The following is a 22,673-nucleotide window of genomic DNA, read 5'->3' on the forward strand; positions in this document are numbered from 1 at the left end:
CAAAGAGCCGATCTCTGAGGATGAGAGTACCGATGCGAAAAACAGGGGCGGATTAGCTCATAGTAGTGAAGAAGTTTCTGTAATGGAAATGGAGCGAAGGAGCTGAGTTATTTAGTTTTAATTATTTTGTCAACCGTAATGGGAGGAATTAATGAATAAAACAAAGTCTTTTGATATACCGAAGCAACTTATTTGGAGAGCTTATAAACAAGTATCGAAAAATAAAGGTGCTGCAGGTGTAGATGAGGTCTCGATAACAAAGTTTGAGGAAAATCTAAAAGATAATTTGTACAAACTATGGAATCGGATGTCATCCGGAAGTTATTTTCCCGAGCCAGTAAAAGCTGTTGCAATACCGAAAGATACGGGAGGACAAAGAACTTTATGTGTTCCTTCAGTGTCCGACAGGGTAGCACAAACAGCCGCTACTATGTATCTTGAACCGATAGTAGAGCCGAAATTTCACGAGGATTCATATGGTTATAGACCAAATAAGTCTGCATTGGATGCGGTATATACAGCACGGAAGAGATGTTGGAAAAATGATTGGACAGTAGATCTGGATATATCTGGATTCTTCGACAATCTGGACCACGATTTAGCAATGCAGGCTATCAAGAAACACACAGACTGCAAATGGGTCATACTGTATGTTGAGAGGTGGATGAAAGCCCCCATTCAGCAAGCAGATGGCAGTAAGGTAGTTAGGGATAAAGGAGTTCCGCAAGGAGGTTCAGTTAGCCCAATCATCTCTAATATATTCATGCATCATGTGTTTGATATATGGATGAAAAAGAACTACCCGACAGTACCATTTGAGAGGTATGTGGATGATGCGATAGTGCACTGCAGAACTAAGAGACAGGCAGAATTTATGAAAGTAATGATCGAAGAAAGATTGGCTAAGTGTAAATTGAGGTTACATCCCGAAAAGACACAGATAGTGTACTGTAAGGATGGTAATAGGAGAGATGAGTTTCCTACACAAAACTTTGATTTCTTGGGCTATACCTTTAGAGCTAGAGGAGCAAAGAATAAGAAGGGGGAGTGTTATGTTTCATTTCTACCTGCAATCAGCAACAAAGCCAAGAAGAAGATCAAGAAAACCATAAAGTCATGGAGAATACATCGGATTACGTGGACCACATTAGAGGAAATATCGAAGAAAATAGATCCAATAGTCAGAGGCTGGTTTCAGTACTATGGCAGGTTTTATAAATCGGAGATGTATACATCTCTCAGAAATATAGAGAGATACCTCATAAGATGGGTCAGAACCAAATATAAGAAACTTCGAGATCATGGAAGACTAGCAAAGCAATTTCTAGGAAAAGTGAGAAAGAGGTCTCCAAATATTTTCTATCATTGGACACTTGGGTTAGGATCAAAGGGCTAAATAATGGGAGCTGTATAAACCGAGAGGTTTCCGTACAGTTCTGCGAGAGACTGGTGGAGAAGTTCCGCTGGTCTACTCTCCTTATTATTTCAGGTTTCACACATGAAGTACTGGAAAAGGAAGTTAAGCCTTTAGTATCATCCTTTCTTCATGAGCGAGGTTTAATTCTGTCAGAAGAGAAGACAAAGATTACATCTATTACAACAGGGTTTGACTTTCTTGGTTGTAATGTACGTAGATATAATAAGAAGTTAATTATTAAACCTTCGAAAGAAAGTATTAAAAGACTTCTTAATAAAGCACGTACATTGATAAAAGCAAATATAGCGAACACTCAGGCTATAGTAATTAAGTCACTCAACTCTCTACTGAGAGGATGGGGAAATTACTATCACCATGTGTGTGCTAAAAAAGCGTTTAGAAAGATCGACAATGAAATTTGGCATAGTTTATGGAAATGGGCAAAGAAAAGACATCCTCGTAAAGGATTACGTTGGATAAAGAATCGTTACTTCAAAGTAATGGGTCAACGCCAATGGGTTTTTGCTGCACCCATATGCAAGAACAAACCAAAAGAGATACGGTATTTAAGACTGCTTAAGCTGATTGATATACCTATCAGACGACATGTTAAAATCAGAGCGGATGCAAATCCCCTTGACTTAAAATGGAAAAAGTATTTTGATGAGAGAGTGAAACGAACAAGAATGTTAGCAAGCTCCTTTTCAAGAGAAGGTTCTCTACTGTTGGTGTCACCATTAAGAATGATGTTTCCTGAGGAATCATGAAGGACAAGCCGGTTCTAGAAAAGAAGAACTTAGATAAGGGGCTCAAGCGTAGTGTGGGGAAACCTGCATGCTGCGTTTCTAAGGGAGGGAGTAGTAGTAATACTGCTTCCTTACCTGACCTGGTAATAGTACTGAGGAATCTATATCGATAAAATCAATACTCAGAAAGAACAAAAATGGCGATTATATAAATGGCAATATTGTATTTATTAAAGAAGACATAGACTATCTGAAAAAAATATTAGGATTGGAAGATGGTGTAACAAAGGTTAAAGTAGATGATATATCTAATCAGCCGTTTGAAGGTACAGCGTTGGAGCAGCATAATCTCAATCCTACTACGGCACAACAAATGGTTAACAATGAGGAAGTGACTACTGAATCAGAGGAGTTCCATGATGCAGAAGAGGAATTAGATAGTGATTATCATGATGCACCAGAGGACTTTTGTAATCAACCTCGCTCAGTAACTGGAGAACCAGAAGCACAAATACATTATATCTCTAATCCGAGCAAAGTAGGAAACGGTTATTATTAAAACAAACCCTTCACAAAAGAGCACCTCCTTTGGTGCTCTTTTTTTCTTTATAAGTTTTCTCCATAATTGACTAATTACAATTTGTATCTTCCTCGTATCAATTTTCAATAGATTCATCGATGTATAGCTATAGTTTTATCAGTGTAAGGCTAAATATGCTAAGCTTATAAAGATGACAAAGCTTCAAAAAAAGCCTAACATAGTGGAAAAAGCTTTATGAAAATCAAAGTTGGAGTAATAGGCTGCTTAGGCAGAATGGGTAAGAAAATACTCAATGAATTAATTACGAACACCAAAGTGGAAATAGCAGGTGCTGTTGCTCGCTTGGGCAGTGAGTATATAGGCTTAGATATTGGGCCTATTGTAGGCAATAATTGCAATTTAGGAATCAAAGTTACAAGTTCTATTAGTGAGGTATTTGAATCGTCCGATGTTGTAATAGATTTTACAACTAAAGAATGTATGCTAGACTGCCTTAAGGCGGCCGTGAAATTTAAAAAACCGCTAGTTAGTGGCACAACTGGAATAGAAGGTCTAAATTTAAAAGACTATGCTGCTAAAGTTCCAATATTATGGTCAGCAAATATGAGTATAGGAGTTAATGTGTTGCTGAAATTGGTAAAAGAAGCTGCCAAGCTTTTAGGTAATGAGTATGACGTTGAAATTTGGGAAATGCATCACAATTTAAAAAAGGATTCACCATCTGGAACAGCTATAGAGTTTGGTAAAGCAGTTGCTAACGCTGCAAAAGTGGATTTTGAGCTCAATCAATATTCACATAATAATTCAAATATAAGAGGGAAAGGAGGAATAGGCTTTGCAGTATCTCGTGGAGGTGGAGTAATAGGAGATCACAGTGTCATGTTTGTCAATTCCGATGAACGAGTAGAATTAAATCACAAGGCAATTGATCGTACAACGTTTGCTAGAGGGGCGGTTCAGGCAGCAATATGGTTGTGCGAGAATAAAACTCCAGGACTTTATTCAATGCAGGATTTAGTATGAACGATAAATACGCTTTCGTTAAAAATTTAAATCTTTGGTATGGCTCTAAACAAGTTTTATTCGATATAAATTTGAATATTTGCAAAAAGAAAGTCACAACTTTTATCGGACCTTCTGGGTGCGGTAAATCGACATTTTTGCGTTGTTTTAATCGTATGAATGATTACGTACCTGGATGTAAAGCGACCGGTGAGCTGGTAATCGATGGGCTGGGTAATATATATTCACGTGATATGGATGTTGTATTGCTCAGAGCAAAAGTTGGTATGGTATTTCAAAAACCCAACCCTTTTCCAAAGTCAATATATGATAATGTTGCTTATGGGCCTAAATTGCATGGCATGGTGAAAAATAAGCAAAAATTAGATGAAATAGTAGAAAGTAGTTTAACTAAGGTTGGTTTATGGGAAGAGTTGAAAGATAGATTGCAAGATAGTGCACTAAATTTATCTGGTGGCCAGCAACAAAGATTATGCATTGCTCGTGCAATTGCAGTAAAGCCAACTATTTTATTAATGGATGAACCATGCTCTGCTCTTGATCCAATGGCAACCAATGCAATCGAAAATCTTATACAAGAATTGAAATTGAGGTTCACCATAATTATGGTAACTCATTCGATGAAGCAAGCTAAAAAATTATCTGACAGCATAGTTTTCTTTTGCAATGGCAAGATTGTTGAATTCGGAAGTACTCAAGAAATCTTTGAAAATGCTCAGTCTCCTTTAACGAAGGAGTATATTCTGGATCATTAGCTTAATAATTGATATTTTAATTTTTTCTATGTATAATTTTATCAAGTTTATTGTGATAGGGGGTTAAAATGTTTAGTACAAGTGAAGCAACAAAAAAGTTGTTTAAAGCTATTGAATTTCAAAATGCTAGTGGTGAAAGAATAACACCTGAGGAAGCTTGGAATCATTTTCAACAAGCATTGAAAGAAGGAGCGAATGTTAACGCTTTTGAGGATGGGATGACACCTTTGATGTGCATTATTTCAGCTTTTGTTACTAGTAATAACGAGGAACATCAATATTTAGAGCTTATGGCTAAGTTGCTTGTACAGCATAAAAAAATTGATGTAAATATTAAAAGCAAGCAAGCTGTTATGGAGAGAAGACCAAAGGAACATGATGGTTATCCAGTTTACGAATTTGAGGAGAGAGAAGTAGTAGATAGGAGTCCATATCTTCGCTGCATATACCTTGACAATTCACAACCTGTTAATGAAGGATTTATACCTCAAAATTATGCTCGTGCAGAGGAGGAAATTAAGACCGGCAAGAAGGAAAAAAATACAGCTCTACACATTGCTTGCAAGTTGGGAAATGTAAACATGATAGAAATATTACTTACACATCCAAATATCAAACCTAATATTAAAAACTATGAAAACAAAAGTCCAAGAAATTGTATTGCAGGACATGTCAAGAAAGCAATAGAACCAGAATTCCTAAAGATAGAAGCAGTCGCTCAAAAAAGGAAACAAACTAATTATGCTTGTGCTTTTTTGTTATCTGGAGTATTTGCTGTTGGTCTATGTTTCGTAGTTGACAACCCAGTTCCACTTGCTGCAACTTCGTTGCTTTTTTTTGCAATAGGATGTGGTTTTCTGTATAGAGCAAATACAGTTATTAATGATGTAAGCTTCTCTCAAGTTATTGTGAACGAACGTGCTAGTGATTTATCTGTTCAGGTAAGGTGTCATTCCAGCACTTGATGCTGGTTTTCATTTAATCTCATTGAATTTAGCATAAGCTTTGTAAATTTTTCTAGATCCCAGTGTCAAGCACTGGGATGACATTATGGAATCTGGATCCCAGTGTCAGCTACTAGGATGACATTATGGAAATCTGGATCACGTTGTCAGCTACTAGGATGACAAAAAGGCAAGGTACTGAGATGACAGGAGTATGAAATGGGTCTACTTGACCATTTAGTTGTCTTTTCTCGTCTACCTTATTTTACCACTCTGCTGAACGGATACCTTTATTTTCAATAATTTTGTTAGCAAGAATACGACTTTCAAAGTTAATGTTGATTATACCAGATAGTGAGTTAATATCAGCGTACTTGTCAAAATTTTCTATTGTTGATTTTACCACCTCTAATATTTCTAAAAAACCGATTCGTGATTTCAAGAATTCATTAACAGCCACCTCATTTGCAGCATTGAAAACAATACTATTTGTATGTGGAGAAGAAGAATTTAACACTTCCATACTGAGCTTTAGTGCAGGAAAAAGTTTATGATCTGGTTCTTGAAAGGTCAATTTTTTTTGTTTTGTTAAGTCTAACTTGTAGTTCAAAGTTGATCTTTCTGGCCAAGACAAAGCATATGCAATGGGAATTTCCATATCAGTTTCTGCAAGCACAGCAAAGCTAAACCCATCCTGGTAAACTACAACTCCATGTACTATCGATTCAGGATGCACTATTGCTTCAATTCTATTTGGACTGATATTGAACAAATGATATGCTTCTATTATTTCTAGTGCTTTATTCATCATTGTTGCACTATCAACTGAGATTTTCTTTCCCATTTTCCAAGTAGGGTGATTTAGTGCCTGATCTACTGTAATATCTTTTAATTGTTCAAGGCTATAATTTAAAAATGGTCCACCAGAGGCAGTGAGTATAATCTTTTCTACACATTTATCATCATTTTGCAAAACTTGAAAAATTGCGTTGTGTTCAGAGTCAATAGGGATTATTTGTACGTTTCTTTCTTTAGCTTTTTTAAGTAGTAACTTACCACCGCAAACAATACTCTCTTTGTTTGCTAGAGCAATAACTTTAGTACCGCTTTCTATGGTCTGCATGACTGGCTTAAGGCCTGCAATGCCAACTATTGCAATAACTGAGAGATCAACGGGTAGAGAAGCAACATTTGCTAGACCTGGAGCATCAACTTCTACTTTGACGTTTGTACCAAGTAGATCTTCTTTTAAATCTTTGTAGAACCTTTTATCAGAAATAGCAGCATATTTTGCATTAAGCAGTTTTGCTTGGTGTGCTAGTAGAGCAAAGTTAGAATTGGCACTTAGTGCTTCCACCTGATATTCTTCCTTTCTCTTTAAGAGCAAATCTACAGTCTTTTTTCCAATGCTTCCTGTTGATCCTAAAACTGAAACTTTTTTCACTAATTACAATAAAATCTTCTTAGTTATTTAGTAACCAAGCTCATGATCATCACCAACAGATGGTGAAGGACCAGGTGAAAAAGATTGGCCATGATGATCACCTGCATCATGCATATCATGCAAACCATCGGCACTTTGAGCTATTTCATTGTTAGAGTGGGGATAATCATCTGGATGAGGCCCTCCATCACCATGATCCATATCCATTCCTTCTGATGGCATATCTTCTCCACCACCACCTGAAAAATATTCTGCAAGACTTTCAAGAAATTTTATGCCAAACATATTACCTGATTTCCCAAATAACGTTACTAGACTGCTACCACTTACCAAACCTTCGAATACATTATTATAAGCAGCAATTGCTCCTTCATGAAAGTTGAACATCCACTTCATTCCATCCACAATTGTTGAAACAGAGTCACTATGACCAAGACCGAAACCACTTTTCTCACTAGCAGCTTCCTGGTGTTGCTGCTGTGCCTGCCATTCTGCAATATTTGGACCTTGTGCTGCACTCATAAACTTTTATTCTAAGCCTTAAGCTATTATTTTACCAAAAACACTGTAAAATATCAATTGTTTAAGAGAGGTTATCATAAAAATAGCTAACACTAAGCTATTTTTATGATTCTGATTACTCTATACCAAAACATCGATGATGTGCTGTGATAACAAAGTGATGACTTGAGGTTTAAGATAGCTTCTATTTCTTCTTAGAAGACTGCTCCTCTCTCTTTCCTTTTTATTTTATTATCTTAATATTAACTTACTCATAAATTATTGACAAGTACTAATAATTTAATTATCATTAATATTATATTAATAATGAGGAAGAAAAATGCTTACTAATAATAATAACACACCATCATCAGCTCCGCCACCACCCCCACCTCCACCACCTCCGGGTTGGAAGAACACTGATAAGCATAACGATAAAGATGGAAAATCTCCTAGTGTTACTGCAGAAAAAAGCAGCAGTGGCACTCAATTAAAAAGAGGTCTATCTGAGGTTTCTAATCCAAATTTTCTCGAAGAGTTGAAAAATAATTCAAAATTCAAGGAAGCAAATAATGCGAGTGACAAAACTGCAGATAAAGGAAGCAAGAATAGTATTCATGTTAAGAATCCAGAAACCAGAAATAGCGCTCAGTCAAAAGAAGAAGATAATGCGAGTGACAAAACTAAAAATGACAGAAGCAATACTAAACAGGTTGTGCCGAAAAAACCTATGACTGGACAACATAATGGTGTACAGTCTGATAGTGAAAATCAAAAGTCATCTGTAGCAGAACAAAAAAAGGCAACTGGCTTAAAATATTCAATTGCTATTTTGTTATTGTGTACATCCGGTTCTGTAGCTGTAGTATACACGTATTTTATCATTTCAGCGGTATTAAGTAGTGCTGCAGTGCCAGTGTCTTCTGCAGTTATTGCTTTTGTTTCTGCATTGGTTATGTTGAGCTCAGCTGTATATCTTATCAATTCACACATTTCTGCAATAAACAGCGAGAAAGGAGTTGATCCTGGTAGAAAACAATCACAATATAGTGAATTGCAGAAAGAAACAGAAAGCTTGGAACACAGCAATACTACTATATCATCTCCAAAAATGTCTGGAACACCCAGTACACCGCCACCACCTCCTCTGCCACCTGTGAAATCAAACGATCTGTCTACAGCACCAAGGGTAACAAGAAAAAGTAGCCCTAGTGATGCTAACCAAAAAAATGTGCAGCAAAAACAATCTAATACCTCAGTGGATGCTCGAAGCGATCTACTTGCAGCGATTAGACAACCTCGTACTTTGAAAAAAGTTCCAGATGAACAGAAAAATTATCTTCCTAAGGATGATTTGAAAATACCTCAAAAACAAGAGGAGGAAAGTGCTGCTGAAAAGCGAGAGAACGGCGTACAAACGCTAAATCAAAATCAATCACAAAATAGTGATTCACAGGCAGCAAAAAAGCTTGAACATAACAATAGTGATACTACTACAGGTCCAATAAGGAAAGTTGAAAATCAAAAAACTGACAAAGAGCCAAGCAATAGCGAGGGTATACAACAAATGGATAGTCTTGCAATAGCAATTCAAAAACAAAGAGGAAGAAGTGGTTTTCAAAATGCACAGCTAGATTCCTTAGACGAACAAGAGGATTCTCTTTTTTATCTTGAAGAAAAATCATTTACAGAACAAAACAAAACGGTCAATCAAGGGCAAAAGAACTGCGTACAAAAGCCAGACATAGGATTAATACTTTATAATGCACTAAGTACAACTTTATCAACAGAAAGCCCTATTAATAATTTATCGAGCAATAGTGGTAATGCACCTGATTATGGCGATTGGGACACACAACCACAGTCTATACCTTATATTTACTGTGATAAGACAAGACAAGAGATGAGACAGGAGAAAAAGGAGAAAGGTGCTTCTCCTTCTGCAACAAAAGGAAGTGGTGCAGACCAAGTAAGTAATGAGGTGCAAGACCCATCTACTCTTCCTTTGAACGAGCGCAGGGAAATATTTGCTGCAAAAGTGTGAAGTGGCTGATTTCAAAGTTTTATGCAGAAAACAAAGGCTATGAGCTCAAAGTAGGCACAACACACTTTAAATAAGTTTACCTAAAGGCCTGATTGTATTAAGATTACTTAGTACAATCAGATTTATCAAATGCGCTTATCTCAATATTACCTGCCAACTTTAAAAGAAACCCCTGCTGGTGCTGAAATTATTTCTCATCAATATTTATTACGTGCAGGCTTAATCAAGCAAACAGCATCTGGAATTTATTCTTGGTTACCGCTTGGCCTTTTGGTACTTAAAAATATTGAAAATATTATCAGAGATGAAATTGGTGCTATTGAAGTGTTGATGCCTTGTGTGCAGCCAGCAAGCCTTTGGCGAGAGTCAGGACGTTATGATGATTACGGCAAAGAAATGTTGCGTATTAAAGACAGGCATGAAAGCGATATGCTTTTTGGTCCAACACATGAGGAGGTGGTAACTGATTTGATTAGAAATACGGTAAAAAGTTACAAAGATTTGCCACTTTGTTTATATCAAATTCAGTGGAAGTTTCGTGACGAAGTAAGACCTCGTTATGGCGTTATGAGAGGCAGGGAATTTCTGATGAAGGATGCATACAGTTTTGATGTAGATTACGAAGGTGCACTGAATTCATATAATTTGATGTATAAAACTTACATAAAAATCTTCAAACGAATGGGGCTTACTCCAATTGGAGTGAGGGCAGATACAGGACCAATTGGAGGAAATTTAAGTCATGAATTTCATATATTGGCAAACACCGGTGAGAGCACTCTATATTATGACAATAAACTTTTTGAATTACTAGAAAGCGAAGATATTGAAAGCCTGAAGAGCATATATGCAGTTGCAGACGATATGCATTATCCTGAAAGTTGTCCTATACCGCAAGAACAGTTAAATGTTAGCAAGGGTATTGAAATAGGGCATATTTTTTATTTTGGTGATAAATATTCGAGACCTATGAAGGCAAGTGTTACTTCTCAAGATGGAAAAAATGTTAACATGCATATGGGTTCGTATGGTATTGGAGTTTCAAGGCTTGTTGGCGCAATAATAGAAGCTTTCCATGATGATAAAGGAATTATCTGGCCAGAGGCAGTAGCTCCTTTTAAAGTTGGTTTGATCAATTTACAAACAAAAGTAACGGAGGCTGCAGATAAAATATACAAAGCTTTGAAAAGCGATGAAGTGCTTTATGATGATACGGACGAAAGTGTAGGAGTGAAATTTGCCAGAATGGATCTGATAGGCTTGCCGTGGCAAATAATTATTGGAAAGAAAGCAGTAACTTCAAATATAGTTGAAGTAAAAAATAGGGCAACTGGAGAGGTAGAGGAAATACAAGTTGAAGAAGCAATAAATCGTTTTAGCGCAAAATGATATACGGTATTGGCACTGACATAGTATATATACCCAGAATATTGAGAATATCACAAAAATACGGGGAAAAATTTCTCAATAAAGTCTATACTAAGAAGGAGATAGAGATAAGCAAAAAATATAATAGCCAAGAAGTAAGAGCAAAATATTTTGCTAAACGCTTTGCTGCAAAGGAAGCTTTTGTTAAAGCGCTAGGCACTGGATTCAGCCAAGGAATTATAATGAAAGATATAGAAATATACAGTAATATCAGGGGAAAACCACATCTTGCTATCACAAAGGATTTCATCTCGAAAGACTACAAGATACACCTTTCTCTAAGTGATGATCAAGATTATGCTACTGCGTTTATTGTAATTTGCGTTGAGTAGATATTGTTTAGTACATACGATTTCAAAAATTTTTTTGAAATTATACTTTGACCTACACAGATCGACCTTTCTGTGAATCCTGGTTTCTGCTTTCTTCAACTTGTTTTGCAAAAGACGTCTCTTGTGTATTCATATGTTGAAGTGGTTTAGCAATTTCGCGTACAACAGCAGCAACTGCAGTTAAAAACGCCTTGAATAATCCACCTAAAACTCCACCAACTGCTTCCCTACCATATATACGAGCTTGCTTTTCATTATCATCAGCAGTTTCCCCTGCCCTCCTTCTTGGATCCATTCTATGAGCAATAACTGAAAACAACACTCCCCTAATTGAAGACTTCATTCGTGCTTTTGCCTTCTGAACATCCCCATCACTTACTGCTTCATGTTTTTGCCTATTATTCATTAGCTCCTTTTGTTGTTGAGCACTTAAGATCTCTTCCATCAATTGTTTTCTTCTCTTTTCCAGAACTCTTTTCTTGGACTCTGATTTATCGCGAGTGTGCTTTGTGGTTTCAAGTTCTACATCAATATCCTCAGATGCTGCTTGGCTATATAAGGTTTCTATGAGCCTATCTATACTTCGCTTTACTTGCATAGTCCTTTCGTAGCTATCTAAATTATCAACTCCTTCATCAATTTGACTTAAAATATCCTCAAAAGGTTTTAAATACTCTTTGCACTGCTCTTCCAGCTGATTTTCATTCTTCAAATTCCTTTCTCTTCTGTCATCGCTATTCTCTTCAACATTATCATCGCCTTCTTCGAAAAGATCCTCATCGTTCATAAATTTTTTTTAATTTAGTTAAAACCCCACCTATTATTATTGTATATGAAAAAATTAAATTAACACTAATGAAAAGTGTTTACAACTTCAGCACTGGCTAAAACTACAGTGAAGCTGTCAAAAGTGGCAGGATCATAATATCTCTCATACAATTCAACCGAACACCTGAGTTTTATTTTCTCCTTAGCATCAAAACTAATCTCATAATCATTATTAGAGTTTAACATTGCAGAATTACGCAATAATTCATCAGCCAATACTGAATTTAAAATGCCATTAATTTTTATTGTAATCTTTCTACTTCCAGCACAATCAAGCACTTTTCTCCAGCCAAAAGAGGAAATATCTTTCATCTCTTCTTTGTTATTACGCAAAGTAAACCTTAAGTTTCGTATATTATTCAGCACAACAAAATTATTGTCATGACCTTTAATTTTCAGCTGTAATTTGCTCATCGCTACCTCCTTGTATTAAAATATCAAAATTAATTGTTGAATGTAAAACTTCATCATGCTGATTCATAGCACAATTACTTTCCAAAATGGTCTCACTACTAATGCTCTTTACCACCAAGCTAACATGCTTTATAGCAGCAAGCATGCTGCTTATATGATAAGTATATATGTCGCATGAAAATCTTACTTTTGTAGCAAAGTTAGATAGCATATGCAGGTTAACATAATTTACTATGCGCAATCTCAGATAAGGAATAGTAACCTGCTTAGGCAGGTAATCATAGATGTTAGTAACATATTTCTTTAAATCAGAGTTTGCTTTTAATGTTGCATAAATACTATTATACAACTCATTTATAATTTGAATTTTTTCCATCTCACAGATACGGTTACGAAGATTGCAATTTGCAGGGGTGCTATGAAAGTATTTGCAATGCAGATATAACAGACTCCAGTGGCGCCTTTGGTGTCATTCAAGAAGACTATGTGGTGTCATCCCAGTACTGAAATCCAGTTTTATCTAAATGAATTAACTATTTTTCTTGTTGGTCATTTTATTAAAAATGTTTGCTCATTTACAATCAATTTTCCTGGATCTCAGTACTGGGATGACACCTTCCTTTATGAACCTAAGTTACAATATTCATACAGAAGCACTGGAATGACGCCGAAGGGGCTACTCGGATGACACCGTCATGAAGGAACCAGTGTCAGCTACTTAGATCTGTTGTATCTGCTATTGAATGACAAATAGGAACTACAAAACAACCTTTGGTTCGCAAAATGGAGAATATACCTTCTTCACTTCAGACAAATGGCTACTTACCCCTGGCTCACGATTTTTATAAAGAGCAGAAACATGCTGTATAATACCTAGCTTTATTTGCTCAGGAACACTATCATAACCAGCTTCATATACAACATCAGCCCTTATTATGTTTAAATAATTGAAAAATTCAATATAGCTCCCTACGTCACTAAAATAATAACTAAGTTTTCGATTTTTATCAGTAGCCAATATTATTTTGTTCACAGGACCATAACTTAAATAGATTCTACGAGGTATATAGCCTTCATATGAAACTTGCCACGTTTGCTTTACTAGAGACTTTTCCATATGCCACTGAGCATAATCAGTTGCCATAAAAATAAAACTTGAAATCAACTTATCATCTTGATCATTTTCAATTCGTAAAAAAGATTTAACCTCTCCTAAAGTTACTGGAAAAGATTTAGGCTTAGATTTACGTTGTATATTTATGATGGGATACTTTGGTCTTGTTGACATAACAACCCTCCTTTTCTATATATAGCTAAAATAAGTAAGACTTATCCATAAAAAATCTTACTTATTTTAGTTATCACTTAATATTAAGTTGCAACAGCAACTCTATCGTACAAGTATATTGAGAAGAGAACGTATTAAAGCTGTTTCTCCTTTTTTATTGATCAAGTTTACTAAGCCGGATTTTAGTAGATTGACATTCTGAGAATGAATGTTATTGAAAGTGGAGTTTATCTCTTTAGCAAGTAGACTGCGAAATTTCTGCACACTTTCATATGCGATATTTTCAAGTTCATGTGCAAACTTATCTTGAGCTACAGCTGATATGTCTTCAACTTTCTCATTGAACTCTTCTAGCTTTCTTTCCTTACCTTTAAAATTTTTCGTAAAAGTTTTCATATTAATTGGCCTCAACTATTCTTATGATTATAATGACAATAAAAAAACTACCGAAGTAAAAAATTCGCACTACGATACTGCAAACAACAGCAGCACACCAAACCGGTTCACTTTATAGCGTGAATTCAAGTATGTCATTCAAGTAGCCCCTTTGATGTCATTCCAGCGCGTGACACTGGAATCGAGTCTTTCAACCGTTGTGTTTTAGCATAAAGCAGCTACTTTTGTGCTTACCAACTTAATAAAATTTCTGGATGACAGTGTCTGGACACTGACCATTTGCTGTCTTCAAAAATGAATGTTCGTACAATTATGTGTCACATGCTGGAACATAAGGTGTCATTCAAGTAGCCCCTTTTTTGTCATCCCAGTGCCCAGACACTGAGATCCAGGAACCAGCGTCACGCGCTGGAATGACACCCTCTATGTAAACGTTAAGAAATTTACTAATAAAAAAAGGCAAAAGCGTTAGCTGGTTGTTACTCTCTAATCCTAAAAATTGGCGTTCTATACTGTTTTAAACAGCCCGTTTCAGCTTATATGGTTAAAAAACTGGAAGTTTTATAAAGAAATAAGATGCACATAGCGCAGAGATTTATAAGACGCCAACTGTATAATACTTTTGTCGTTTAATCTGCATAGATTGAAGGCAATAAAACAACTTCAGTCTTATAGTAAGGAAGCTGAAAAATTTGTCAAGTAGTTTTCTTATCTTTTACAGGCATAATTTACATGCTACAATCAAATTTTCATAACTGGTGAATAAAAATGCAAAGAGATAAAATTAAAGTAGAAATAAAAAAGTTATCACATGGCGAAAATCTGCCTCTTCCCTGTTATGCAACTATGCAGAGTGCTGGCATGGACCTTTATGCTGCACCGGATAACTCTATTATTTTAAATCCACTTGAAAGGTTACTTATTCCAACTGGCATTATGATTGCAATACCAAACGGTTTTGAGGGGCAAGTCCGTCCACGTTCTGGGCTTGCTGCAAAACATGGAATCACTGTCTTAAATTCTCCAGGCACTATAGACTCTGATTATCGAGGTGAAGTTAAAGTTTGCCTAATCAATCTAAGTAATCAGTCATATGAGATAAAAAGAGGAGATAGAATCGCACAAATCCTCATCACTCCTGTATCTCAGGTAATTTGGGATGAAAGAGAAGAATTCTGCACAGAAGAAACCGTCCGCAATGCAGGGGGCTTTGGCTCAAGTGGTAGATAATTTATTGCTTATAAGTTGACAATAATAATTTTTTACATATTACTTCAACTTATTTAAATGAGTTAATTATGTTAACTTCTAAGAGCTATCTTCAAAAAACAAACATTGTACTTATAGTACTTACTTCTCTATGTGTCATAAGTGCAGCAACAGCATTTTCAGTTCCATGTTGGACATCTTCAGCTTCGATGATAGGGCCAATTGGAATGAATCTACTTGCAACTGTTACCGTTGCACTGATTGCTTCAGTAACATATTCCATCATGAAAAATAATGAAATATCTGAGCTTAAAGCTCCGAAAATTGTTACTGGTAGCTATCAAAGATACCTGATATTGCAAGTAATAAATGAGGATCTTGAATTTATTGAAGAGAACTATAAGAACGAAAATGGCGAATATACCATAGATTTTACTAACTCAAAAGGTGAAATATTCAAAGCTGCAAGTTATGGCCAGATTAAATACAAGGATAATCCTGATCCGATCTTGCTTGGCAACACTAAACTCCTTGATCTACATCAGCTATACAAGAAGAATGGTGATGGTATATTTGAAGAGATAAATTGTGGACAGGAATTAGAAACGTTAGGTTTAGGCGTTGAAGAAAATGATGCTAAAGAAGTAACCATCGAATTTGTGCCAAGCTCAATTGTTAAGTTACCAAAAGTTGAACACGAGGAGCCAGAAAGATCATTAAGCAGCCAAGTATAAAAGGAATAAGTCTTCCCTCCATTTTTTTAGTGTTAATGACTTAAACTTATTGTAGAAACTGTCTCAAAAAATAGATATTCACATACTTATAAGAAATTTGCTAAGGATTTTTATTTAGTCTGACTGCATCCTTTACCTTATCTAACAACCCATTAATAAAGCCAATTTTGTTTGGAGCATCAAGTAAATCAGATGCAATGTTAGTATACTCATTGATAACAACTGGAGCTGGTGTATCGCAATTAATCAACTCACATATTGCAACACGCAAGATAGATAAGCTTATAAGATTTAACCGTGAGAGGGACCAGCTTGGATGTAAATAAGACTCTATTATTTTATCATATTCTTCACTGCTTTTCATAACCTTACATAACAAGTTTTCTAAGAACTGATGTTCAAATTCTTCACATTCAAATATATCTTTCAACTTACTTATGTAGTCCTTAAGCTCACAATTTCCCAATTTAAAAGTGCTTTTGTTGTAACTTACAAAAATATTTGAATAAGCAATTTGTACAGCAAGAAATCTTGCCGTACTTCTTTTTATGCGCCACTTTTTATGTAATGGTTTTTCCTCCATTATTTTAATTTATTGTGTAGATCTATCATATGCAAAACAGTTGAGGCTGCATGGCCACCAACGTTCTTTTTGTCTTTGTCAGCTCTAATTAGTGCTTTATCTTTGCTGTCAGCGGTAATTACGCCCATACTAAGGGGTACTGCATAATGCATAATAACTTCATTTAAGCCTTCGATTACTCCTTTACAAACATATTGATAGTGATCAGTTTCACCGCGAATCACGCATCCAAGAGCTAAATAACCGTTATAATTAGCATTCTTGCTTTTTACTGCAAAGAGAATTGTAGCTGGTATCTCAAATGCACCAGGAACTTCAATTATGTCATAGCTTGCATGACTTTCTTTTAATCTATCGACCGCACCTTTAAGCAAAAGCTTTGCTATTTCATCATAATAAATTGAATTAACTATTAGTATTTTCGACATTCATCCCCATTTTTCTTGTTAAAAGCAACTTTATTAATGATTGTTGAACCAGAGTTATAATATTACTAAATATCCAATATATTACCAAGCCGGCAGGAAAAGAAGAAAAAATAAAGACAGAAATGTAAGGTAAAAACTTCATAACATTTACTTGAATATCATCTTTACTTTTCTCACTTAGCTTCTGCTGAATTATCATGGTAGCACCGAAAATTATAGGTAAAATGCCTATAGAAATAGGAAAGTTATAATTAAACAACCCAAATAATGTAAAAATGTTTGTTGGATCAGAAGCTGAAAGATCCTTAATCCATAAATAAAAAGGGGCGTGTCTCATCTCTATAGTAACAAATAATACTTTATACAGAGCAAAAAATACTGGTATTTGTATGAGCATAGGGAAAATGCTCGACATTGGATTTACATTGTTTCTCTTGAACAACGCAATTGTCTCTTTGTGCTGCTTTAAGCTGTCATTTTTGTACAACTCTTTTATACGAGTTAATTCAGGCTGCAGGCTTTTCACCTTGAACATCGAAATATATGATCTATTAGATAAGGGAAGCATCAAAAGTTTGATTACTAAAGTTAGCAATAATATTGCTAAGCCAAAATTTTTCAAAACAAAGTTAAAATATTCAAGCAGTAAAAACACCGGCTTGGTTATAAAATAAAGAACACCAAAATCTACAGCCTTATCAAACAAAGGTATATTGAGAGTGTCTTTATAAGAATCAAGTAAATTCAATTTCTTTGCCCCAGCAAAAAAGTAGTTCAGAGTAGAAGCACTTGTACCAGGGAGTATGTGTGTGTAAGGTCTAACAAAATCTGCTTGAAACTTATCAATGTTATTAACATTCGTGTGTTTAATGCTCACATTTATTTTATCTGATTTCTCAGGTATGATGGCTGTAAGCCAGTATTTATCAGCAAAACCAAACCAATTTTTTTCACTCGTGCTTGCCTTTATTAAACGCTTCTTAGAAATATCCTTATATGTCCACTCCTCTAGCTTATTGTTAAATGCACCTAGTACTCCTTCATGTGATATCCAATAGGATTCGTTAATATTATCACGTTTACGATTGATTTTACCATAGGGAACCAAAACTACATTATCTTTTGTATTGTTTTCAATAATTTGCTCAACTTTAAACATGTAGTTATCGTCAAGGCTAATTTTCATTCTAAATAAAATGCCATTTTCATTATCCCAAAATAAATTGACCTCTTTTTGATTGAGTTTATCTGCTTGCCATACTGTTTTAGAATCTGGAACTTTAATCTTTTCATTCGGATCAAGCCACCCAAATTCTGCGAAATATACATCTTTTGATTCTGCAGGTGACAGTAACACCACTTGTGGAGAAGAAGAACTCGGTTCTAAGTGGTAGTTAGTTAAGATTAAGTCATCAAATCTTGCACCTTTCAGAGAAATTGATCCTTCAAGCATGTTATTGGTTAAATTAACTCTCTGTTCTCTAGTAGAATTAATAATTTCAGAACGATTTTGGTATATCATAGGAGCAAGGTCGTTAGAAGATTCGATATGTTCAATATTTTCAATCGATGGTTGGCTTTGGCTCGTGTTAAGAAAATTATCATAAATAATATGCCATAATACTATAATCAATATAGAAAGAATTGTTGCTAAAATTAAATTTTTTGCTTCTGACATGAAATTAAATCGAACATACCTCCTTAAAGTATATATTAAATATTGTACTAAAACAATAAAATTTACTTATTTTTAATAATAGCTTTTAACGCTAATCTTAAAAATTTACTCTTATGGCTTCAAATTTTAATAATATGAATGCAGCAAAAAATCTAGTTATTTGGCTACTGATAATACTCATTACAGCAATGTTTATTGATTCACAAGGGGATAAACTAAGCAATAGGTTTCTGAGCACTTTTCTACCATACAAAGGAAGGGTTCAAAATGGCGGAAGTATTGAATTTACAAAGTCATATGATGGACACTTTTATATTCAAGCTCAAGTCAATGATCGTAATATAACGTTTCTGCTTGATACTGGAGCAACTGATATTGTTTTATCGCAAAAAGATGCGTTACATGCTGGTATTAACTTACAAAACATTCAAGACTTTAAAATATATGAAACTGCAAAAGGTCAAATAAAAGCTGGTGTTGTTCACATCCCTCAGGTTAAAATAGGAAATTTTTTAATTAATGACGTGCACGCTAGTGTTAATACTCATTCTATGTCCCATTCATTACTTGGAATGAGCTTTTTGAGGTATTTCCATTTCACTATTAGAGATAATAAATTAGTATTGTACCGTGATTAGAGAGTGCTGTTTATATAAGCAACATTCTGATGCTGGTTCCCTAAATTATGTTAATCTCTAAGTTGTGATAATTATCATCTGGTTCCGTATAGTACCTTACTTGGTAAGTATCATCATATTCAAGTGTTCCACTTTTGCTTTCTAAATCAATTTCCCTTGAAGTTTGATCTATGCTCTCAATCTCAAGCTTGCTGCCTAAATTATCTAATCTCTTATTCTCAACAACAAGAGAATCCTCTTTGTACTGTACTATCACCCGTGTCCCCCCTTTATCAATATCAGCAAAATAAATGTTACTATTTTCTTCATTATATCCGGAAAACCCTTTTATATTTACAATAGATTTTCCATCTTTGCTGGCAATATTTATATTTCTTTCCATATCCAAATCTGAGTATACCGGATACTCTGCGACATAATTTCCTTCCGTATCATCATTAACTTTAAAACTAAATAACTTATTAATTTCATTATCAATTGTACTTTTGCTAGAATCAAACTGAATATTCCCTATTTTTATCTGTTCTGTAAATCTGTAATCTGTATCTGGATTATGAACAGGCTGGCTAAACGGATTATGGCTTTTGGCGTTATACCTACACTTTAAATCATTTCCATCAAAATTGCACTCTGCACCATTCTTTAATTTAACATCGAAACTATCTCCTGATGGATTAAAATTTTCAATACCATTTAATTTCAGTTTACAAGTATCTACCATAACAAACCCCTTTATAATATGAACAATGTAAGATATATATGCTGATTTTATTATAAATACCTTAACACTTGTGCTTCATCTACTTATCAATGCTCTGCAAGTCAATATAGGAGCAGAGATAAATATTGCAGAGCAAGTGCCAACTGCAATTCCAAAAGAGATGATTAAGCTGAAGTCTCTAACCATACCTGTACAAATCAGTACTAAAGGAAGAGCAGCAAGAAGAGTAGTACCTGAAGTTAACATAGTGCGAAATAGTGTAGAATTAATGCTAGCATCAACTATTTCATCCATTTCTACATCTTTTCTATTTTTTTGATACTCTCGAATCCGATCGTATATAACCACTGAATTATTGATTGAATAGCCAATCACGGTAAGTAGAGCTGCAACTGATGAAATATTAAACTCAATACTCGTTAAGCTGATAAAGCCAAGAGTTAAAATCACATCATGGATCAGCGCCATTATTCCACCAAGTCCACATTGCCAATTAAACCTAAGCCAAACGTAAAAAAATATTCCAATAATTGCAATTAACATGGCTGATATCCCTTCAAATATCTGTGTTGAACCTATTTGTGGACCAACATAGTCTGTTTTGCGGTAAATTATTGCATTACCGAATTTTTCTTCCAGTATACTTTTGACCTTTTTAATTTTATCTTCATCTCCTTCATCTTTAAACCGCACAACTAAGTTATCACCAGCTTTTGAACTCTGTATCGCAAATCCATTCTCTTTTAATATATTGAGAATATCATCATCCTCACTTGAAGATTTTATCTCCATCAAAATTCCACCTGTAAAGTCTATACCTAAATTCATTCCACGCAGCATAAAAGTAAGCATTGAAAAAATGATAAGAATAACACTAATAAGTGCTGTCAAATTTCTATATTTACTAAATTTTATATCAAGATTACCTGGAATAAGTCTAATTGCCATATTTCCCACTTAAATTGTGATTTTATATACTTTTTAAGCAATCGACTAGCTATTTTCTCTTAGCTTATACTAATACTGATCTTTGATTTACTTAATCTACTTGAAAAAGATATTTGATCAAAGAAATGAAAACAGCCTGGTTGTCATTAATAAAGTGCTACTTAAACATCTTTTTTAATCGATTGATTTCATCAGCAAATTTTGGGTCAGTTCTTATGAAATTTTCCACTTGTTTGACTGCGTGTATAACAGTAGCATGATCTCTACCACCAAAATTTCTTCCAATATCTGGTAAACTTTTTTGCGTAAACTTCTTTGCGAAATACATAGCTATTTGTCTCGGCCTCGCAAGACTGCGGAGCCTTCTATTAGATTGCATATCTGCAATCTTTATATTGAAAAATTCAGCTATTTTTTTCTGTATTTCTTCTATTGTGATTGACCTATGATTTGACCTAAGAAGATCAATTAGGGTCTCACTAGCTGATTCTACTGTCATGCTTCTTCCAATTAAAGAGGTATGAGCAACCTTATTTAATGCTCCTTCTAGTTCTCTTATATTAGATTTTATATTCCTTGCCAAAAATTCTAGGACATCCTTTGGAACATATATATTCATTCGTTCCACTTTCGCCTGCAATATACCAAGTCTTAATTCAAAAGTTGTTTCATTAATATCTGCAACTAATCCCCAACCAAGTCGTGATTTTATTCTTTCTTCTACTCCATCAAGATCACTAGGAGACCTATCAGCTGATATAACCAATTGTTTATTTTGGTCTATCAATGCATTGAAAGTGTGAAAAAATTCTTCTTGTGTACTATCTTTACCACTGATAAATTGCACATCATCTACCATCAATACATCTACTGATCTAAATTGCTCTTTAAATAACATAATATCTTTGCTCCGCAGCGCCGTAATATATTGATACATAAATTTCTCTGCTGATAAATATACCACTTTTCTTTTTGCTGACAGAGAATTGACTATGTCCCAAGCTATAGCATGCATTAAATGTGTTTTACCAAGTCCCACTCCACCATATAGAAATAAAGGGTTGCTTCCTGATATTGGATCTATAGATTCCGATACACGCTTTGCCGCTGTAAATGCTAACTCATTTGACTTTCCTACCACAAAATTATCAAAAGTGAATCTGGTATCTAGTGGTGAACCAAGATTATGATTATTTTCCTCTCTATTTTTTAGTATCGTATTAGAATTTGAATTTCTTTCTTCAATTAATTGAATATCAATAGAACATACACTTTGATCTTCGCTTTGCCATAATGATAATATTTTTTCCATGTAGTGAATTGTAATCCACTCCTTTATAAATCTTGTTGGTACAGACAACAAAACTTCTCCATTTCTGTTGCTGATAAATCTCAGTGAACTCAGCCAGCTGTTATATGTTGCTTCTCCATAGAGATTATGGAGATAATTTTGAATTTTTTCCCAAGTAACATTGTGGTCCGTTACTGTAATAATCTGATCAAAAAACATAGTAGAAACCTTAGGGTTAGTTAAGTTCATATACCACACCAAGAAAGAACAACAATCAGAAAGATGTAAGATAATCAATAGCTTACTGTAAGATAAAAAGCTAACACTACTTAATATATACTT

Annotated in this window: 26 protein-coding genes; 13 read left to right on the forward strand and 13 right to left on the reverse strand. The window is 34.7% G+C overall.

The features are described 5' to 3' along the window. Window positions 1-151 precede the first annotated feature (151 nt). From ltrA to BVG17_RS00215, 7 genes are all read left to right on the forward strand, one after another. Window positions 152-1,396 (forward strand): group II intron reverse transcriptase/maturase, encoded by a 1,245-nt coding sequence (gene ltrA, locus BVG17_RS00185; RefSeq protein ID WP_143688722.1) that lies wholly within the window; start codon window positions 152-154, stop codon window positions 1,394-1,396. 53 nt (window positions 1,397-1,449) lie between these two features. Next, window positions 1,450-2,184 (forward strand): group II intron maturase-specific domain-containing protein, encoded by a 735-nt coding sequence (locus BVG17_RS00190; protein WP_241654096.1) that lies wholly within the window; start codon window positions 1,450-1,452, stop codon window positions 2,182-2,184. Then, complete coding sequence (locus BVG17_RS08750; RefSeq protein WP_162848920.1) at window positions 2,181-2,336, forward strand: hypothetical protein; 156 nt, start codon at window positions 2,181-2,183, stop codon at window positions 2,334-2,336. Before BVG17_RS00190 ends, BVG17_RS08750 begins: the two co-directional genes overlap by 4 nt. A 95-nt stretch (window positions 2,337-2,431) precedes the next feature. Continuing rightward, window positions 2,432-2,722, forward strand: coding sequence for a hypothetical protein (locus BVG17_RS00195; protein WP_143688723.1), 291 nt, complete (start codon window positions 2,432-2,434; stop codon window positions 2,720-2,722). Window positions 2,723-2,938: 216 nt separating this feature from the next. After that, window positions 2,939-3,727: a 4-hydroxy-tetrahydrodipicolinate reductase gene (gene dapB / locus BVG17_RS00200; protein ID WP_063631257.1), complete on the forward strand. Its 789-nt coding sequence runs from the start codon at window positions 2,939-2,941 to the stop codon at window positions 3,725-3,727. Beyond that, a complete protein-coding gene (gene pstB / locus BVG17_RS00205) occupies window positions 3,724-4,482 on the forward strand; it encodes a phosphate ABC transporter ATP-binding protein PstB (RefSeq protein WP_012481738.1) in 759 nt (252 codons plus the stop codon). Before dapB ends, pstB begins: the two co-directional genes overlap by 4 nt. A 68-nt stretch (window positions 4,483-4,550) precedes the next feature. After that, on the forward strand, window positions 4,551-5,447 hold the full coding sequence (locus tag BVG17_RS00215; protein WP_019236312.1) for an ankyrin repeat domain-containing protein: 897 nt from the start codon (window positions 4,551-4,553) through the stop codon (window positions 5,445-5,447). A gap of 244 nt (window positions 5,448-5,691) precedes the next feature. Here BVG17_RS00215 and dxr read toward each other — a convergent pair whose 3' ends face one another. Beyond that, the gene (gene dxr, locus BVG17_RS00220; RefSeq protein ID WP_063631256.1) at window positions 5,692-6,870 is read right to left on the reverse strand and encodes a 1-deoxy-D-xylulose-5-phosphate reductoisomerase; all 1,179 of its coding nucleotides are present in this window, start codon (window positions 6,868-6,870) and stop codon (window positions 5,692-5,694) included. A gap of 27 nt (window positions 6,871-6,897) precedes the next feature. Then, entirely contained in the window at window positions 6,898-7,392 is a 495-nt protein-coding gene (locus tag BVG17_RS00225; RefSeq protein WP_063631255.1) for a hypothetical protein, read from the reverse strand. 319 nt (window positions 7,393-7,711) lie between these two features. Between BVG17_RS00225 and BVG17_RS00230 the strand changes: the two genes are divergently transcribed. From BVG17_RS00230 to BVG17_RS00240, 3 genes are all read left to right on the forward strand, one after another. Continuing rightward, window positions 7,712-9,415: a WH2 domain-containing protein gene (locus BVG17_RS00230; protein ID WP_063631254.1), complete on the forward strand. Its 1,704-nt coding sequence runs from the start codon at window positions 7,712-7,714 to the stop codon at window positions 9,413-9,415. Between the two features lie 129 nt (window positions 9,416-9,544). After that, the gene (gene proS / locus BVG17_RS00235; protein ID WP_143688724.1) at window positions 9,545-10,804 is read left to right on the forward strand and encodes a proline--tRNA ligase; all 1,260 of its coding nucleotides are present in this window, start codon (window positions 9,545-9,547) and stop codon (window positions 10,802-10,804) included. Beyond that, window positions 10,801-11,175: a holo-[acyl-carrier-protein] synthase gene (locus BVG17_RS00240; protein ID WP_063631252.1), complete on the forward strand. Its 375-nt coding sequence runs from the start codon at window positions 10,801-10,803 to the stop codon at window positions 11,173-11,175. The genes proS and BVG17_RS00240 overlap by 4 nt, the downstream gene beginning before the upstream one ends. A 52-nt stretch (window positions 11,176-11,227) precedes the next feature. On the opposite strand, the gene BVG17_RS00245 is transcribed toward BVG17_RS00240, so the two are convergent. From BVG17_RS00245 to BVG17_RS00265, 5 genes are all read right to left on the reverse strand, one after another. Then, window positions 11,228-11,962, reverse strand: coding sequence for a hypothetical protein (locus BVG17_RS00245; protein ID WP_063631251.1), 735 nt, complete (start codon window positions 11,960-11,962; stop codon window positions 11,228-11,230). Between the two features lie 65 nt (window positions 11,963-12,027). Next, on the reverse strand, window positions 12,028-12,417 hold the full coding sequence (locus BVG17_RS00250; RefSeq protein WP_063631250.1) for a phage tail tube protein: 390 nt from the start codon (window positions 12,415-12,417) through the stop codon (window positions 12,028-12,030). After that, window positions 12,392-12,793: a hypothetical protein gene (locus BVG17_RS00255; protein ID WP_063631249.1), complete on the reverse strand. Its 402-nt coding sequence runs from the start codon at window positions 12,791-12,793 to the stop codon at window positions 12,392-12,394. Before BVG17_RS00255 ends, BVG17_RS00250 begins: the two co-directional genes overlap by 26 nt. A 381-nt stretch (window positions 12,794-13,174) precedes the next feature. Further along, window positions 13,175-13,705 carry a head-tail connector protein gene (locus tag BVG17_RS00260; protein ID WP_063631248.1) on the reverse strand — a complete coding sequence of 177 codons (531 nt, stop codon included), beginning with the start codon at window positions 13,703-13,705 and terminating at the stop codon, window positions 13,175-13,177. Between the two features lie 102 nt (window positions 13,706-13,807). Continuing rightward, on the reverse strand, window positions 13,808-14,101 hold the full coding sequence (locus tag BVG17_RS00265) for a hypothetical protein (protein ID WP_063631247.1): 294 nt from the start codon (window positions 14,099-14,101) through the stop codon (window positions 13,808-13,810). Window positions 14,102-14,869: 768 nt separating this feature from the next. Between BVG17_RS00265 and dut the strand changes: the two genes are divergently transcribed. Both dut and BVG17_RS00275 read left to right on the forward strand, forming a co-directional pair. Further along, the gene (dut, locus tag BVG17_RS00270) at window positions 14,870-15,331 is read left to right on the forward strand and encodes a dUTP diphosphatase (protein ID WP_063631246.1); all 462 of its coding nucleotides are present in this window, start codon (window positions 14,870-14,872) and stop codon (window positions 15,329-15,331) included. Between the two features lie 68 nt (window positions 15,332-15,399). Then, on the forward strand, window positions 15,400-16,044 hold the full coding sequence (locus BVG17_RS00275) for a hypothetical protein (RefSeq protein WP_063631245.1): 645 nt from the start codon (window positions 15,400-15,402) through the stop codon (window positions 16,042-16,044). Between the two features lie 100 nt (window positions 16,045-16,144). Here the strand turns inward: BVG17_RS00275 and nusB are convergent, their stop codons facing one another. The 3 genes from nusB to yidC are packed head-to-tail and all read right to left on the reverse strand — an operon-like array spanning window position 16,145 to window position 18,733. Continuing rightward, the gene (nusB, locus tag BVG17_RS00280) at window positions 16,145-16,627 is read right to left on the reverse strand and encodes a transcription antitermination factor NusB (protein ID WP_063631244.1); all 483 of its coding nucleotides are present in this window, start codon (window positions 16,625-16,627) and stop codon (window positions 16,145-16,147) included. Next, window positions 16,627-17,055: a 6,7-dimethyl-8-ribityllumazine synthase gene (locus BVG17_RS00285; protein WP_017532307.1), complete on the reverse strand. Its 429-nt coding sequence runs from the start codon at window positions 17,053-17,055 to the stop codon at window positions 16,627-16,629. The genes nusB and BVG17_RS00285 overlap by 1 nt, the downstream gene beginning before the upstream one ends. Further along, window positions 17,033-18,733: a membrane protein insertase YidC gene (yidC, locus tag BVG17_RS00290; protein WP_017532308.1), complete on the reverse strand. Its 1,701-nt coding sequence runs from the start codon at window positions 18,731-18,733 to the stop codon at window positions 17,033-17,035. Before yidC ends, BVG17_RS00285 begins: the two co-directional genes overlap by 23 nt. Before the next feature lie 113 nt (window positions 18,734-18,846). Between yidC and BVG17_RS00295 the strand changes: the two genes are divergently transcribed. Beyond that, on the forward strand, window positions 18,847-19,371 hold the full coding sequence (locus tag BVG17_RS00295; RefSeq protein ID WP_006014802.1) for a TIGR02281 family clan AA aspartic protease: 525 nt from the start codon (window positions 18,847-18,849) through the stop codon (window positions 19,369-19,371). A 40-nt stretch (window positions 19,372-19,411) separates the two neighbouring features. On the opposite strand, the gene BVG17_RS00300 is transcribed toward BVG17_RS00295, so the two are convergent. The 3 genes from BVG17_RS00300 to dnaA form a co-directional block, all read right to left on the reverse strand. Further along, window positions 19,412-20,092: a hypothetical protein gene (locus BVG17_RS00300; RefSeq protein WP_063631243.1), complete on the reverse strand. Its 681-nt coding sequence runs from the start codon at window positions 20,090-20,092 to the stop codon at window positions 19,412-19,414. 75 nt (window positions 20,093-20,167) lie between these two features. Next, window positions 20,168-21,040 carry a protein translocase subunit SecF gene (secF, locus tag BVG17_RS00305; protein ID WP_017532607.1) on the reverse strand — a complete coding sequence of 291 codons (873 nt, stop codon included), beginning with the start codon at window positions 21,038-21,040 and terminating at the stop codon, window positions 20,168-20,170. A gap of 157 nt (window positions 21,041-21,197) precedes the next feature. Next, window positions 21,198-22,580 (reverse strand): chromosomal replication initiator protein DnaA, encoded by a 1,383-nt coding sequence (gene dnaA / locus BVG17_RS00310; protein WP_063631242.1) that lies wholly within the window; start codon window positions 22,578-22,580, stop codon window positions 21,198-21,200. Window positions 22,581-22,673 lie beyond the last annotated feature (93 nt).

Source organism: Wolbachia endosymbiont of Laodelphax striatellus (genome assembly GCF_007115015.1).
Lineage (GTDB): Bacteria > Pseudomonadota > Alphaproteobacteria > Rickettsiales > Anaplasmataceae > Wolbachia.

Coding starts and splice junctions, on each gene's coding strand:
- yidC (WP_017532308.1), bottom strand. CDS start 18,733: ATGTCAGAAGCAAAAAATTTAATTTTAGCAACAATTCTTTCTATATTG.
- BVG17_RS00275 (WP_063631245.1), top strand. CDS start 15,400: ATGTTAACTTCTAAGAGCTATCTTCAAAAAACAAACATTGTACTTATA.
- BVG17_RS00295 (WP_006014802.1), top strand. CDS start 18,847: ATGGCTTCAAATTTTAATAATATGAATGCAGCAAAAAATCTAGTTATT.
- BVG17_RS00240 (WP_063631252.1), top strand. CDS start 10,801: ATGATATACGGTATTGGCACTGACATAGTATATATACCCAGAATATTG.
- dapB (WP_063631257.1), top strand. CDS start 2,939: ATGAAAATCAAAGTTGGAGTAATAGGCTGCTTAGGCAGAATGGGTAAG.
- BVG17_RS00245 (WP_063631251.1), bottom strand. CDS start 11,962: ATGAACGATGAGGATCTTTTCGAAGAAGGCGATGATAATGTTGAAGAG.
- dnaA (WP_063631242.1), bottom strand. CDS start 22,580: ATGAACTTAACTAACCCTAAGGTTTCTACTATGTTTTTTGATCAGATT.
- BVG17_RS00255 (WP_063631249.1), bottom strand. CDS start 12,793: ATGGAAAAAATTCAAATTATAAATGAGTTGTATAATAGTATTTATGCA.
- BVG17_RS00265 (WP_063631247.1), bottom strand. CDS start 14,101: ATGAAAACTTTTACGAAAAATTTTAAAGGTAAGGAAAGAAAGCTAGAA.
- nusB (WP_063631244.1), bottom strand. CDS start 16,627: ATGGAGGAAAAACCATTACATAAAAAGTGGCGCATAAAAAGAAGTACG.
- secF (WP_017532607.1), bottom strand. CDS start 21,040: ATGGCAATTAGACTTATTCCAGGTAATCTTGATATAAAATTTAGTAAA.
- proS (WP_143688724.1), top strand. CDS start 9,545: ATGCGCTTATCTCAATATTACCTGCCAACTTTAAAAGAAACCCCTGCT.
- ltrA (WP_143688722.1), top strand. CDS start 152: ATGAATAAAACAAAGTCTTTTGATATACCGAAGCAACTTATTTGGAGA.
- BVG17_RS00285 (WP_017532307.1), bottom strand. CDS start 17,055: ATGTCGAAAATACTAATAGTTAATTCAATTTATTATGATGAAATAGCA.
- BVG17_RS00300 (WP_063631243.1), bottom strand. CDS start 20,092: ATGGTAGATACTTGTAAACTGAAATTAAATGGTATTGAAAATTTTAAT.
- BVG17_RS00230 (WP_063631254.1), top strand. CDS start 7,712: ATGCTTACTAATAATAATAACACACCATCATCAGCTCCGCCACCACCC.
- BVG17_RS00260 (WP_063631248.1), bottom strand. CDS start 13,705: ATGTCAACAAGACCAAAGTATCCCATCATAAATATACAACGTAAATCT.
- pstB (WP_012481738.1), top strand. CDS start 3,724: ATGAACGATAAATACGCTTTCGTTAAAAATTTAAATCTTTGGTATGGC.
- dut (WP_063631246.1), top strand. CDS start 14,870: ATGCAAAGAGATAAAATTAAAGTAGAAATAAAAAAGTTATCACATGGC.
- BVG17_RS08750 (WP_162848920.1), top strand. CDS start 2,181: ATGAAGGACAAGCCGGTTCTAGAAAAGAAGAACTTAGATAAGGGGCTC.
- BVG17_RS00225 (WP_063631255.1), bottom strand. CDS start 7,392: ATGAGTGCAGCACAAGGTCCAAATATTGCAGAATGGCAGGCACAGCAG.
- BVG17_RS00250 (WP_063631250.1), bottom strand. CDS start 12,417: ATGAGCAAATTACAGCTGAAAATTAAAGGTCATGACAATAATTTTGTT.
- BVG17_RS00215 (WP_019236312.1), top strand. CDS start 4,551: ATGTTTAGTACAAGTGAAGCAACAAAAAAGTTGTTTAAAGCTATTGAA.